The organism is Bradyrhizobium sp. SZCCHNS30572 (assembly GCF_032484415.1).
In the GTDB taxonomy this organism is placed as follows: domain Bacteria; phylum Pseudomonadota; class Alphaproteobacteria; order Rhizobiales; family Xanthobacteraceae; genus Bradyrhizobium.
Map to the genome: position 1 here is coordinate 1 of NZ_JAUESY010000006.1, position 13328 is coordinate 13328.

11 protein-coding genes, 1 tRNA gene and 1 pseudogene are annotated in these 13328 nt (G+C 63.4%); 7 read left to right on the forward strand and 6 right to left on the reverse strand.

Annotation, left to right across the window (positions count from 1 at the left end):
* The 4 genes from QX048_RS17100 to QX048_RS17115 form a co-directional block, all read left to right on the forward strand.
* The coding region (locus QX048_RS17100) for a hypothetical protein (protein WP_316192272.1) at positions 1 to 244 on the forward strand (244 nt) is incomplete at its 5' end.
* A 63-nt stretch (positions 245 to 307) separates the two neighbouring features.
* Positions 308 to 754, forward strand: a complete 447-nt coding sequence (locus tag QX048_RS17105; protein WP_315715830.1) for a hypothetical protein — start codon at positions 308 to 310, stop codon at positions 752 to 754.
* A 215-nt stretch (positions 755 to 969) separates the two neighbouring features.
* Complete coding sequence (locus QX048_RS17110) at positions 970 to 1749, forward strand: class I SAM-dependent methyltransferase (protein ID WP_315715831.1); 780 nt, start codon at positions 970 to 972, stop codon at positions 1747 to 1749.
* 257 nt (positions 1750 to 2006) lie between these two features.
* On the forward strand, positions 2007 to 2489 hold the full coding sequence (locus QX048_RS17115; RefSeq protein ID WP_315715832.1) for a hypothetical protein: 483 nt from the start codon (positions 2007 to 2009) through the stop codon (positions 2487 to 2489).
* Positions 2490 to 2776: 287 nt separating this feature from the next.
* On the opposite strand, the gene QX048_RS17120 is transcribed toward QX048_RS17115, so the two are convergent.
* Positions 2777 to 3700, reverse strand: a complete 924-nt coding sequence (locus QX048_RS17120; RefSeq protein ID WP_315715833.1) for a LysR substrate-binding domain-containing protein — start codon at positions 3698 to 3700, stop codon at positions 2777 to 2779.
* 100 nt (positions 3701 to 3800) lie between these two features.
* On the opposite strand from QX048_RS17120, the gene QX048_RS17125 reads away from it, so the two are divergent.
* Positions 3801 to 5207, forward strand: a complete 1407-nt coding sequence (locus tag QX048_RS17125) for an MFS transporter (RefSeq protein WP_315715834.1) — start codon at positions 3801 to 3803, stop codon at positions 5205 to 5207.
* A gap of 68 nt (positions 5208 to 5275) precedes the next feature.
* Here QX048_RS17125 and QX048_RS17130 read toward each other — a convergent pair whose 3' ends face one another.
* Positions 5276 to 5551: a conjugal transfer protein TraD gene (locus QX048_RS17130; RefSeq protein ID WP_315715835.1), complete on the reverse strand. Its 276-nt coding sequence runs from the start codon at positions 5549 to 5551 to the stop codon at positions 5276 to 5278.
* Position 5552: 1 nt separating this feature from the next.
* Positions 5553 to 5879: pseudogene (locus QX048_RS17135) on the reverse strand (conjugal transfer protein TraD).
* A gap of 169 nt (positions 5880 to 6048) precedes the next feature.
* On the opposite strand from QX048_RS17135, the gene traA reads away from it, so the two are divergent.
* Entirely contained in the window at positions 6049 to 9060 is a 3012-nt protein-coding gene (traA, locus tag QX048_RS17140) for a Ti-type conjugative transfer relaxase TraA (RefSeq protein ID WP_315715836.1), read from the forward strand.
* Positions 9061 to 9188: 128 nt separating this feature from the next.
* Positions 9189 to 9404, forward strand: coding sequence for an AlpA family transcriptional regulator (locus tag QX048_RS17145; protein WP_315715837.1), 216 nt, complete (start codon positions 9189 to 9191; stop codon positions 9402 to 9404).
* 382 nt (positions 9405 to 9786) lie between these two features.
* Here the strand turns inward: QX048_RS17145 and QX048_RS17150 are convergent, their stop codons facing one another.
* From QX048_RS17150 to QX048_RS17160, 3 genes are all read right to left on the reverse strand, one after another.
* On the reverse strand, positions 9787 to 11034 hold the full coding sequence (locus QX048_RS17150; protein WP_315715838.1) for a tyrosine-type recombinase/integrase: 1248 nt from the start codon (positions 11032 to 11034) through the stop codon (positions 9787 to 9789).
* 185 nt (positions 11035 to 11219) lie between these two features.
* Positions 11220 to 11295, reverse strand: a tRNA-Thr gene (locus tag QX048_RS17155).
* 150 nt (positions 11296 to 11445) lie between these two features.
* Positions 11446 to 13323 carry a heme biosynthesis HemY N-terminal domain-containing protein gene (locus tag QX048_RS17160; RefSeq protein ID WP_315825730.1) on the reverse strand — a complete coding sequence of 626 codons (1878 nt, stop codon included), beginning with the start codon at positions 13321 to 13323 and terminating at the stop codon, positions 11446 to 11448.
* Positions 13324 to 13328 lie beyond the last annotated feature (5 nt).

Genomic DNA, 13328 nt, shown 5'->3' on the forward strand with positions numbered 1-13328 from the left:
CACAACGCGCCAATTCGTCCTCGAAACAGATGGCGTTCACGACGAAACTACTGCCGACTTTTTCAACGGAATCGGCCCCTCGCGGACCTTTCCAGTCGGGACGGTGACGTCTGCTCCCGGAGGTCGACCGGAAGCAAGCCGTCCAGGGGGCAAAAGGACCGGCTTTGACCTAAACCGGACCTTCGTTCGCACCGCTGTCATTTTGGGGTTGCAAAGCTTCAGTCAACGTATGCTGGTACGTTGAGGGAGAGTACCGAGGCATCGTGGCCTCCTGGAGTACAAGCAATTTGGCACTTTGCGGCGACCAGTGAGTCAAACGACGGCCGATCTGCCCGACATCTCGTATCCCGTGCTTTGTTGGCGAGAGGGCTACATCTATCTGGCTGCGACGCCACTCGAACTCTGTGCACATCCCCGCTCGATGTTTGAGGAGACGGCCCAACGCGCCCGCGCTGGCGAATGGCACTTAGTAGACGCCGACGGCCGGTCGTTCGATGTTCTAGACTTTATTCGTGTTCGCCCGTTCGGCGGCATCAGAGCCATCGGACCATGGTTGCTGCGTTCGATTTTTGCGATTCCGGTGCTGGCCAATGAAGCGAGGCTGCCGCTGTCCGAGTTTAAGAAAACGCTGATCGGCGCGATCAGGATTCGCTATCAATATGACTCCGATAAGGCACCGGCGGCACGGGCCATCAGGCTTCTGCAATCTGCTGATTCGTATGCAGCGGCTATCGACGCGCTGCCAAAGAGGTGACGGCGACAAGTAGCCCTTCGCTTTTGTCGCGTTTACTTCCGCTGCTGGCCCGTCCCGGACCTTCGGTCCCGCCGGTGATGTCGGCTTCCGGGCCTCGACCGGAATAAGGGAGCCGGGCACCGACCGTCGGCTTTTTGACCCGAAGCGGAAGTGGGCTGTTGGACGGGCAGACGCCGCTCAGGTTATGTTCCCTAACCGCCAAAAGGGGGCAAACGATGGAGCAGCGTTTCACATTCGATCAGGTCGCGAACGTATACAGGGCCTCACGACCCGATTACCCTGAGGCTCTGATTGACGATGTCATGTCATTTGCAAACCTAGAGCCAACCGATGCCGTTCTTGAAATTGGCTGTGGAACGGGTCAAGCAACAAAAAGCTTTGCGAAGCGGGGTTTGCAGATCGTCGCCATTGATCCCGGATCGGAAATGATCCGCTACGCGCGCGAGACTTTGGCGAGTTTTGCCAACGTGAAACTAGCCGAGGCTACTTTCGAGGCGTGGCCAGTTGGAAATTCAGTGTTCGCTCTAATCTTTGCGGCACAGGCGTGGCACTGGGTATCCCCGGAAGTGCGGTTCGTAAAAGCCGCCCAACTGCTTTCGACTAACGGAACACTGGCCGTCTTCGGGCACGTGCCTGTCGGACTACCCTCACATTTACTGGAACGGTTTAAGCAAATTTGGCTACGTCACACGGGCTCGTGGGGGGCGCCGCCCGAAGCTTGGTACCTACCGAACGGCCCGTTTAAGGACTGGTTTGACCAGTCGCAGTTGTTCGGGCCCGTTGAACACAAGTGCTATCTGTGGAAATGGCAGCACACGGCGTCCAGCTACACCGAGTTTCTGAGCACGCGGTCGGACGTTCGGTTACTCGCGGCAGAGACGCGTGAAGACCTGCTCGATGAAATTGCAAAAGCAATCGACGATCAAGGAGGCGGCCTCGACATCGATTATGAAACGCATCTTTACATTGCTCACCGTATTGATGGCGACAAATAGCCCTTCGCGTTAGCCCATTTGTCGCGTTCACTTCCGGTTCTGGCCCCCTACGGACGATCCAGAGCGGCATTGAGAATGTCCGCTTTCGCGGTTTAACCGGAAGCGAGCCGTCAGACGATCAGAAGGCAGCTTTTCGAATCGGACATCGTTAGTTTTTAGTAACGGCCGCACAAAAGATGCTCTCCTTCGATTTCCGCTTCCTTGTCCAAGAGCGGTATTGAGTGCGGCGTGGGCAATGTCGGCAAGCGACCAGGAAGATGAGAACAAAGCTCGCAATTGCAATGCTTCTGAGCTTCGGTGTGATCGTTCTAGGCCACGCGTACCTTCGCGGCTACGCACCCTTCACCGCTCAATTTGTGCAGACATGTGATAGAGCAATCAAGGAGCGGTTGGTTGCTCCGTCCACCTATGAGCGGATCAGCGTAGACGAGTCTCGGAAGACAATCACGTTCGACGAGTTCTTCAAAGACCCGATACGGCGAGTGTCCGAGGCAGCCAAGAAAGCCATTGCCCAAGTCGAGCGAGCTTCGCCGGTTCAGTATATCGCGCTCATCGATTACCAAGCTCAGGATCGTATCGGTGCCATCATTCGCGAAAGCGCAACATGCACTTTCAACTCACTTGATGGGAGTGACATGCCTGAACGTACAGGTTTTGTGCAGGTCGACGGCGAACATAATATTACGTGGGCTGCGAGGCAGCCGAACGCGGCCGCGCTCCTATCGCGCCTGGGACGGTGACTGGTGGTCGGCTATTGGCCCATCACGTCGATCCTGCGATTGATCGAAATGGCCGCTATCGAGGGGTAACCGGACCACCAGCGGAATCGGGAAGACAGTCGCCCATGAGGCGTAGCGGAAGATCGTAGTCCGTCGCTGGTTATCCGGCCGGATCGCTTTGGCGGCCGCTGCATCATAGAGGTATAGCGAAGCAGTAGTGCCCATCTTCATCGGCCGTGGTGCGCCATTTCGATTGGGTACACCGTAGTTGCGGAGCAATTCAGAGGTCTGCGTTCTGCGCATCGTGTTCAAGCCGAGGGGCAGTTTGCCGTAACCAATGTTTCTCGAGAAAGCCAATTGACTAAAGTCCGGATAGCTCGATCACCGGTGAGTTCTGGACGCCAACGTGCCACATGGACTTTGCTCGAAGACACGTGAGGCGTCGCCAACAACGCCGGTACGAGGCGGCCATCGGCGACTGCGTCGGCGATCAGAAGCGAGCGTCCAAGCGCGACCCCGCCGCCTTCGACGGCAGAGGTGAGGCAAAGCCCGATATCACGCAGAACCGGCCCGCGGGAGACGGCCTGGTTCACGCCAAGTGTCTTGAACCAGAATTCCCAACTCCACTCACCGGCGGGATCGCTCCCCTTGCGAATCAGCGGAAGCTCAATCAGACCGGCCGGATTCGCCAGCGGCTTGCCTTCAGGCAGCACACGTGGCGCGCACACCGGAACCACCCGTTCCTGAAACAATGGCGCTTGAGTCGAACTGGGCCGTGCTTCGGCAAGCGACGTCCAGACGATACGAAGATCGACTGAACTCGTCGCGTCCTGCTCCGCTTGGATTGGCTCGAACTCGACATCGATGTCGGGATGCTCCGACTGAAACGATGGAAGTCGCCTGACGAGCCACCACGCGGCGAACGCCGGGCCTGAACCCAATCTGACGGTTTGGCGGCTGGCGCGGCGGCGCAGACGAGGCTCCAGTCCGGCCATGGTGTCGAGCAACATCGCAAGTTCGGCTCGCAGCAAACTTCCTTCGGCGCTCAGCTCGACCCCGGGATTGAGTCTGCGGAGCAGAGTCGTCCCGTAAAATGTCTCGAGCTGCCGAATTCGATGACTGACCGCGCTCTGGGTCACACCAAGTTCTTCAGCCGCGCGAGTGAATGAGCGGTGGCGCGCGACGGCGTCGAACGCGACCAATGGAGCAAAAGGTGGAAGGCGGCGGACCATCGGAGCAAGAAGTGATCAATGAGAACCACATGATACAGTTTCATGAGATTTTGAGAATGCTTCATTCGCTGCCAAGCCGTTTTTCCGCCAGCCTAAGGCGATGGCAGAACATCTCGAAATTGCGCTGGTTGAGGATCCGACAATCGCGGATAACGGTTCTTCTTCACGATTGCCGCGGTTTGCGCTTCTTGCGGCGAGTGTCAGCGGATTCCTGTTCCAGGTCGATCTCACGGGCCTGGCCGCAGCGCTACCGGACATCGCCAGCAGCTTAGGGGTCCCGGTGCAAGACCAGGCCTGGATTATCGACATCTACAGCCTCGCTCTCATCTTCGCGCTTCCGGTTGCCGGTCCGTTTGCAGACCGACACGGGCGGCGAAGAGTGTTCATTGGCGGCGGCGTCTTGTTTGCTCTCTCCTCGGCACTGTCTGCGGCGTCGACCACGTTCGAGAGCCTGCTGGCGTGGCGCGTGCTGCAAGGCGTCGCAGGCGCTGCGATCACGTCGGCGGCTGCGGCGCTACTCGCGGCCGCTTATCCGGGTAAGCGACGCGCCTGGGCCTTCGGCATCTGGGGTACGGTCATCGGTGGCTCAATGGTCGTCGGACCACCGCTCGGAGCAATCATTGCCTCCTATGCTGGCTGGCCGTGGATCTTCTGGATCAATCTTCCGCTCTGTATGGCGCTCGTGGTCTTCGCCTCGCCGCTGGCGGAATCGGAACGTGTCGGCTCTCAACCGCCAATGGATTGGCTCGGGCCGAACCTGCTAGCGCTAGTCGTCGGTTCCTCAGCGTACGCGCTCCTCTCATCAGGCGGATTTCGTGGGATAGCATTGGCTACAACCGTGCTCGCTTCTTGTGCGTTCTGGGTCGTAGAGCGCAGGCACCCGCGGCCGGCCTTTGATTTCGGACTGTTTGCGTCGGTTCCGTTCCTTGCCCTTTGTATCACCGCTATTGCAAGTTCGATCGGTTACTGGTCCTTGCTCGTCCATCTGCCGCAGATGATGCGCGGGCCGATGGGGCTCGATGCAAGTCGCTCCGGATTGCTGCTAACCGCGCTCACCATACCAATGCTCCTGCTGCCTAGTCTGGGCGCGCGCTTGTCGCAGTGTATGCCGGCACGGTTCTACTTCGGCGGAGGACTGACGGTGGTTGGCGTCGCGGCATTGTTCCTGGGAGCCATTTCAAGGGATCTATCCAGCTCGGCAGCGACGTGGGCCGTGGGCGCGATGCTGCTCCTGGGCGGAGCGGGGTGCGCACTGTTCAACGCTCAGATCACGGCCTTCTCGGTTTCCTCGGTTCCAGCCGATCGAGCGGCGACGGCTGCCGCCATGTGTGTCACAATGCGTCAGGTGGGCTTTGCTTTCGGCATCGCGCTGATAGGAGCCGTCCTGAATCTGGGCGGTAGCGGCCTGTATCCACCCGCTTTTCTTCTCGTCGGTGCGATCACGCTTGTGCTTGGTGCAATTGTGTTTGCCTTGCTCTCAATTCCTGTCGCAAGGGAGCTGCAGTAAAGCGGCAAACCAACTTTGCAGTTGATATTAGGATCGTGCAATTCACCAAGCGGGCTGCTGCGGAAGCGTTAGTCGGCCAACGTGCGATTGTCGCGCATTCTACGAACTGTGCGCGTTTCCATTGCAGGGTCCGTTTCGAACGCTTGTTTTCCCTTCGCGGCCCAAAGCTCACGTGCCCGTTCGCCCTCACCGCTTTTAAGCTTGTCAGCCATCCAAAGCAGCGCGCCCAAGATCGTGGAACGGTCGTCACCGGTCAGGTCCACGATGCCGGCTTTGACCACGAGGCCGCCGAGTTCGATGAGGTGCCGGGTGCGCTTGCGGCGTTCGACCTGCCACGCGCGCATGTCATGTCGCGCTTTTGCGGCTTGATGCCGGTTGCGCGCCGTCCGGTTGCCCAGGAGCGCCGTCCGTGTTGCGGTCAGTTGCTGGCGCATTTCAGCGCGTCCGTCCTTGAAAAAACGCGGCGCCGCGCTTGGCCCATGCCTCCCTCTTCCCGGCCTCCTTCGTCTCGGCCAGCACGATCAGCGCGCCTGCCAGTTCTTCAGCCGTCAGTGTGTTAGCTCCGGTCGCGATGACCAATTCGCCGAGCTGGCGCACCTTTCGAGTTTTCAGCCCGCGCGCTTTGTCTTCGAGTGCCTTCAGATCCGCATCAAAGTCTCGTGGCTTGCGCATCATCGTCTCCATGAGCTCGATGGAGAAATAATAGGCGAGCACACCGCAGAATGCTGTAAGGTCATCAGGACGAGCTGAGACGGGGTAGTCCCTCCCGAGATTTTTTCGAGGAGGGCGCGCTTATACGTCGTTCCGACGTGCGCTTCGCTGTGCCAGTGATCTGGTCGCGATGGCGATCTATCATCTTCACGTCAAGGTCATTGGCCGAAAGGCCGGGAGCAGCGCGGTAGCATCGGCGGCCTACCGCTCCGGCTCGCGGCTGCGTGACGAGCGGCTCGGCCGCGATCAGGATTTCTCCGCCAAGCGCGGCGTCGTTCATTCCGAGGTCATGCTGCCGGAGAACGTGCCGGAAGCATGGAGCGACCGCGAGCGGCTTTGGAATGACGTCGAAGCGCACGAAATCCGGAAAGATGCCCAGCTGGCCCGCGAGGTGGAGTTTGCGCTTCCGCGCGAGATGAGTGAGGCGCAGGGCATCGAGCTAGCCCGCGATTTCGTTCGGAGCGAGTTCGTGGGTCTCGGTATGATCGCCGATCTCAATGTGCATTGGGACAGGGCGGAGGACGGACTGCCGAAACCTCATGCCCATGTCATGGTGACCATGCGCTCGGTCGACGAGAGCGGCTTTGGCAATAAGGTACGGGACTGGAACCGTACGGAGATGGTCGAGCGCTGGCGCAGACGCTGGGCCGAGCTTGTCAACGAGCGGCTGGCCCAGCTCGACATCGACGCGCGGATCGACCATCGCAGCCTGGAAGCCCAGGGCATTGCGCTGGAGCCGCAAAGCCAGATCGGCGCGCCCGCCAAACGGATTGAGATCCGAGGCATTGCGGGCGACGAGTCTGAGGCCGACCGGGCCGAGATGCACCGCGAGATCGCGCGCAACAATGGCGCGCGGATCATCGCTGATCCCTCCCTTGGACTGGACGCGATCACCCAGCAGCAATCGACCTTCACGCGCCGCGACCTGGCAAAATTCGCGCACCGGCACAGTGACGGGCTCGACCAGTTCGATGCGGTCATGGGCGCGATACAGGGAACGCCCGATCTGATCGAACTCGGTAAGGACGCCCGCGGCGAGGATCGGTTCACAACCCGCGGAATGATCGAGACGGAACAGCGCCTGCACCGTGCCGCTGAATTGTTGGCGGGAGGGGAGCGCCTCGAGGTGCGAGATGCGGAGCGCAGGGCGGCTTTGGCGCGTGCGGAAGCGCGCGGCCTGGTGCTGTCATCCGAGCAGGTTGACGCCTTGGCGCACGTCACGGGTGGACGCGATCTCAGCGTCGTGGTCGGCCATGCCGGGACGGGAAAGAGCGCGATGCTGGGGGTGGCACGGGAGGCGTGGGAAGCGGCTGGCTTCGAGGTCCGGGGCGTGGCGCTGTCCGGCATTGCCGCGGAAAACCTTCAAAGCGGATCGGGCATTGCGTCGCGCACGATTGCCAGCCTGGAGCACGGCTGGGGACAGAGCCGTGATCTGCTCAAATCGAGCAATGTGCTTGTCATCGACGAGGCGGGGATGGTCGGCACGCGGCAGCTCGAGCGCGTGCTGTCCCATGCCGCCGAGGCTGGCGCAAAGGTGGTGCTCGTCGGCGATCCGCAACAGCTGCAGGCGATCGAAGCGGGAGCGGCCTTCCGGTCGATTTATGAGCGTCACGGCGGCGCCGAGATCGGCGAAGTGCGCCGTCAGCGGGAGGACTGGCAGCGCGGTGCCACGCGCGATCTAGCGACCGGCAAGGTGGATCATGCGCTCGGAGCTTACCGCGCCCATGGCTTGGTGCACGAGGCCCAGACCCGCGAGCAGGCTCGAGGGGATCTGATCGAGCGTTGGGACCGCGACCGGCTGGCCTCGCCGGATCGGAGCCGGATCATCCTCACCCATACCAACGAAGAGGTCCATGCGCTGAACGAGACGGCGCGCGAGCGGATGCGGGCAGCGGGCAATCTCGGCGACGAGGTGGAGGTGACGGTCGAGCGCGGCACGAGAGACTTTGCGGGCGGCGATCGGGTCATGTTCCTGCAGAACGAGCGCGGGCTCGGCGTCAAGAACGGCACGCTCGGAACCATCGAGCAGGTCAGCGCAAAATCCATGACCGTGCAGACCGACGATGGCCGATCCGTGCGCTTCGACCTCAAAGATTACAATCGGCTCGACCATGGCTATGCGGCGACGATCCACAAGGCGCAGGGCATGACGGTGGACCGCGTCCATGTGCTGGCGACGCCCGGCATGGACGCCCACAGCAGCTATGTCTCCCTGTCGCGGCATCGCGACAGCGTCGACCTGCATTATGGCCGTGACGACTTTGCCAATGAGGTTCGGCTGGTCCGCGCCCTGTCGCGCGATCGCGCCAAGGACATGGCTTCCGACTACGACCGTGCCGATCCGATCCAAAGCTACGCCGAGCGGCGTGGGATCACGTTTCGCGAGCGCGTGGCCGAGATCGTACGCAAGGTCATGCCGGAGAAGCTGCGCGACATGTTCGACGGCCTTCGCGTTCCTGGGGAGGTGTCCGACCGATATGGCGGACAACGGCCCGAGCCCGGGTCGCCGGAAAGGGAAAGGAGTGGTACGGCAACCGACCGGCGTGAACCCGAAGTGCCGGCAAGGAACGTGGCGCAAGATCCCGAGGTGGAAGCACGTCGCGTCCGGACCCGGGCGCTCGTGCGCCATGCCCGCGCCGTGGATGCGATCTTCGCGGAGCGGAAGATAGGCAGGCAGGCAAGTCCGGAGCAGGTGAAAGAACTACAGACGGCCCGCCATGCCTTCGAGGCGGTGCGGCCTTATGGCTCGCATGACGCCGAAGCCGCCTACCGAAACAACCCGGAGCTCGCCCGTAAGGCGGCGGCCGGTCAGGTCAGCCCCGCCATCCGTGCGCTCCAGATCGAGACCGAACTTCGCACCGATCCAAGCCGGCGCGCCGATCGCTTTGTGGAGCGCTGGCACAAGCTTGGCCACACCAGTCAGCGCCTATACCAAGCTGGCGACATGTCCGGCTACAAGGCTGCGCGCTCGGCAATGGGCGACATGGCCAAAAGCCTCGAACGCGATCCGCAATTGGAATCCATCCTCGCCGGCCGCAAGAACGACCTCGGCATCGCGTTCGAATCCGGCCGCCGGCTCGGCCAGGAGCTAGCCCTTGCCCACGGTATCGGCCTTGGAAAAGACCGAGGCCTCGAACGCTGACTAGGCCTATCTGCCGCCGCTTGGGCGCCACGCCCCGACAAGTCGAAAACCCAATTGCACGCCCGCCAGGCGGTGGCCTCTCTTCTCTCAGCAGCCGTCAGAACCAGCCAGCAGGAGGCAGCCCGGCCATGCGCGAAGCGGACCGCATCATCCGTTTGAAAACCGTTCTCGCGAGGACCGGGCTGTCGCGGTCCACGATCTACCGCAAGATCGCCGAGGGCACATTCCCGGTTCAGATCAAGATCAGCACCAATGGCAGCGGTTGGCATGAATCCGAAATCAACCGGTGGATCGCAGATCCTGTCTCGTGGCGACCGAGGGGCGCGCTCGGTGAAGTCCGGTGACGAGAAGATGAACGTCAATCGTCGTTGTCCTCGAAACGCATGATCAACAACGCGCGCGTCCGCCGTGGCGGCAGCTTGCCCTATTCCTTAGAGAGGCGCGTCTTCGGCCCGTTGCTGATTGGACCGTCAATCGGTCCTAGTTCTGCGCTGATAGCAACAGGCTTGTCCTGCGCTGACAGAGGGGCTTCTCCACGCAGCCAACTCCGCGTTTTCTGATCCGTTCTTGGTGAAATGCCGGCGTCCCATTGTTCACCAAAAGGGCCGCCGCCATAAGCTCACTCGTGTCGTACCCCAATCGATGTGTACCCGGAGGTGCTGACCGGATTATCGGATAGCCTTCCTATCCCCGCACACGATCTTAACGTACTAGGCCCACCACTGCTCACGCTGACGCTTCCTTGAATTGCAATATGCGCGCACCCTGGCGCAGCGCATCGAGATAGTCGGCCCACCACGTCATCAGTTTCACACGTTCATCCCAATAGTCGCCGCGGGCGTAGGCCCGGCGCACAGCATTCGGCTCAACATGCGCCAGCGCAGCCTCGATGGCGTTGATGCTCCACTTTCCGCTTTCGTTGGCCAGGGTCGAAAAGGTCGAGCGGAAACCGTGAGCGACCATCTCGTCGTTCGAATAGCCGAGACGGCGCAGCGCCGCACACAGCGTGTTTTCGCTGATCGGCCGCGTCACCGAACGCAGGCCCGGGAAGACAAGCCCGGCCACGCCTCGCCCTGTGATCGGATGCAGATCCCGCAAAATGGCGGTAGCCTGCGCTGGAAGCGGGACGCGGTGAGGTCTGCGCATCTTCGTCCGCTCGGCGGGGATGTTCCACACGGCAGCGTCCAGATCAAACTCAGCCCATGTCGCGTGGCGCAGCTCGCCCGGCCGCGGCGCTAGCAGGGCGATCAGTTGCAGCGCGGCCTTCGTCGTTGGCTGGCCCTGAAAGCCGTCAATCGCCCGCAGCAAGCCGCCGAACGCGACAGGCTCGATAATCGCCGCCCGGTGCTTCGGTTTTGGAGCTGCGATTGCGCCGCGCAGCGCTTGGGTCGGGTCCGCATTGGCACGGGCGGTCGTGACAGCATATCGAAATACGGCACCAATGACCGCCCGCAGGCGCTTTGCCGTTTCGAGCTTGCCGGCCGCTTCCAGTGGTTGCAGCACCCGCAAGACTTCGCCAGCGGAGACGTCGCCGATCGGCAGCGGTCCCAGATCGGCCTTGGCCAGGCCGAGCAGCCATTCCAGCTTGCCAGCGGTCGCAGTCGCAACGCCCTCCCGCTTCTTCTTGGCAAGCAGCTCATCGGCCAGAACACTGAACGTGTTGGCCTGAGCCTCGGCGCGCGCCGCCTTCACCTGGCGCTTCCGGATGGCGGGATCGATGCCGTCCCGCAAGAGGCCCGCAGCTTCGTCCCTTAGCCTTCTGGCAGCTTCCAGTGGCACACCGGCCGGGGCCTTGCCGTATTCGCCAAGGGCGAGCTTCTTCTGCTTGCTGCCGAACCGATACGCGAAATTCCAGAGTTTGCCACCGCTTGGCGTAAGCCACAGTTGCAGGCCGCCCCCGTCCGAGAGCTTCACTAGCCGCCCACTAGCCTTGGCGTTCCTAACGGCAGCGTCCGTAAGTTTTCCACTCGCCATGCCACGCACCAACTGTTGGCCTTTTCAAAGCTACATCGCCCGAAAGGCCAACAAGGAGGCCAACAATTTCATCGGCTGTCAACGAACGAGAACAAACCGTGACGGCCACGAATGACCGAAAATGTTTTGTTTTCAGTACCTTGTCGGCGAGAAACGAACGAGGGAGGACGGCTGCGGAAGGGGGGTGGTGCCGCAAGAGGGACTCGAACCCCCGACCCCGTCATTACGAATGACGTGCTCTACCAGCTGAGCTATTGCGGCGAACCATAGCGGCGAGCGCCCGGCACGAGGCCGGACGACGCAGACGCGCTCCTGATATCGGGCGGACGGCCCGTTGGCAAGGACAACGCGCGCGGCCGCGGCTCCGAAACGAACCGGTGTGACCGGAACGGCGGGAGGGCCTGACGGTCCTCAGCCGCCGAACCGCGACCAGAACCCGCGCCAGCCGCCGGCCTGGGCCTTGGGCGCGATCTGCTCGGCGAACTCGTCGCGGGGCTGGTCGTCGTCATCGACACCGGGATCGTCCGGCGGCCGCATGATCGGCACGATCGCCTGGATCGGCGTCTCCGCCGGCCGGGCGAGATCGTTGCGGGTGCGGAACAGCGGCGTCGGCGCGGCTGCCGCCGTCTCGGCCGGCTTGGCGGCGACCGCGTTCGGCTCGGCCTCCGTCTCCGGCTCCGATTCGGCCTCGACGGGACCCGCGGCCTGCAACGGCGGCGCCGGCTCGGCGGCGACGGCGTCGATCAACCGGCTATCCTCAGCCATGTCCACAGGGATATCCACCGGCTTGTCGACAGGCTTGTCCACGGCCTCGGCCGGTTGTTCGGCCTGCTCGGGATCGGCGGCGACCACTGGCCGCGGCGGCTCGTTGTCCTGCAGCGCCGGAGTGATCACCACGGCCTCGCGCGGCGGCTCGACCGCGGTTTCGGCCACGGCGGGCCGGGCCGGCGGCGCCAGCACGGCTTCGGCGAAGGCCGAGCTTTCGATCACGCTGCTGCGCTCCGAGGGCAGGCTCGCCACCGGGGTCTGCCATTGGAAGGCGTCCAGCCGGCCGGTGACCGGCGAGATCGGCTGCCAGCGATCGCTGACATAGCCGTCCGCGGTCCAGGCCGGGTCGTGGCGGGCGCGCACCGCGCGCAGCGCCCATTCGCGCGCCTTGCCGGCGTCGCCATGCTCGGTGCGCTCCAGCTCGGCCATCAGCATCGCCACGCGCTGGGTCGGATCCTCCGTGAACGGCGCCAGCGCCTCGCGGGCGCGGCCGAATTCGGCGGCGTCGATCGCCGCGCGCGCCACCGCCAGCGCGCCTTCGACATGGCCGGGCGTCCGCGCGGCCAGGTTCTCCACCCGCGCCAGCCGCTGCGTGGCCGAATCGCCGAGCCGCACATGGGCGTAGGCATCGGCGAGGTCCGGATGCGGACACGCCGCCCAGGCCGCCTCGATGATCTTCATCGCGCGCCGCACCTGGTGCGCCTCGCTCTCGAACTTCGCCGCCAGCACCGCGGCCGGCACCAGGGTCGGCGCCAGCTTCACCGCCTCCATCGCGCTCGAGCGCGACAGGTCGCGATCCCCGGTCTCCAGCGCCAGCGCGCGCGCCGTCAGCAGCACGCCGCGCTGACGGCGGTAGGTCGGCTTGTCGATCATGCCGGCGGTGTAGTTGCCGTCGAGGATCGAAAGCGCTCCGTCCCAGTCGGCCTCGGCGCAGCGGAAGCCGAGCACGGCATGCGAGGCCCAGGTGGCGTTGGGCGCCAGCCTGAGCGCTTCGTCGGCGATCATCACCGCGGCATAGGCGTCGTCGGCGCGCTGCGCCTCGATGAACAGGCCGCGCAAGCCGAGCAGGCGGGTGTCGTGGCGCTCGGCCATGGCGCGGAAGGCGCGCCGGGCGCCGTCGCGGTCGCCTTCGAGCTGCGCCGCCTGGGCGTGCAGGAGCAGCGTCAGCGGATCATCGCCGGCCAGCCGCTTGGCGGTGTCGGCGTGCTGCCGCGCCGCCGTCGAATCGCCCTGGCCGATCGCCAGCAGGCCGTGGGTGATGGCGTGGCGGCCGCGCTGATGCCGGCGGGCGCGATGCGCCTTGCGGATGCGGCCGGGCGCCCGCAGCAGCGCGCTGATCAGGTTCCAGACCAGCACGCAGGCCGCGATGGTCAGGCCGAGCGCGAGCACGAACACCGGCAAGGTCATGGCGATCCGCCACGGGCCCCAATTCAAGACGACGTCGCCGGTCTGCTCGGCGACCCAGGCCGAGCCCGCAGCGGCGAGCCCGACCAGGATGAGGAAAATGACGATCCGGAACATGGGCG

Coding starts and splice junctions, on each gene's coding strand:
- QX048_RS17110 (WP_315715831.1), top strand. CDS start 970: ATGGAGCAGCGTTTCACATTCGATCAGGTCGCGAACGTATACAGGGCC.
- QX048_RS17115 (WP_315715832.1), top strand. CDS start 2,007: ATGAGAACAAAGCTCGCAATTGCAATGCTTCTGAGCTTCGGTGTGATC.
- QX048_RS17120 (WP_315715833.1), bottom strand. CDS start 3,700: ATGGTCCGCCGCCTTCCACCTTTTGCTCCATTGGTCGCGTTCGACGCC.
- QX048_RS17125 (WP_315715834.1), top strand. CDS start 3,801: ATGGCAGAACATCTCGAAATTGCGCTGGTTGAGGATCCGACAATCGCG.
- QX048_RS17130 (WP_315715835.1), bottom strand. CDS start 5,551: ATGCGCGCGTGGCAGGTCGAACGCCGCAAGCGCACCCGGCACCTCATC.
- traA (WP_315715836.1), top strand. CDS start 6,049: ATGGCGATCTATCATCTTCACGTCAAGGTCATTGGCCGAAAGGCCGGG.
- QX048_RS17145 (WP_315715837.1), top strand. CDS start 9,189: ATGCGCGAAGCGGACCGCATCATCCGTTTGAAAACCGTTCTCGCGAGG.
- QX048_RS17150 (WP_315715838.1), bottom strand. CDS start 11,034: ATGGCGAGTGGAAAACTTACGGACGCTGCCGTTAGGAACGCCAAGGCT.
- QX048_RS17160 (WP_315825730.1), bottom strand. CDS start 13,323: ATGTTCCGGATCGTCATTTTCCTCATCCTGGTCGGGCTCGCCGCTGCG.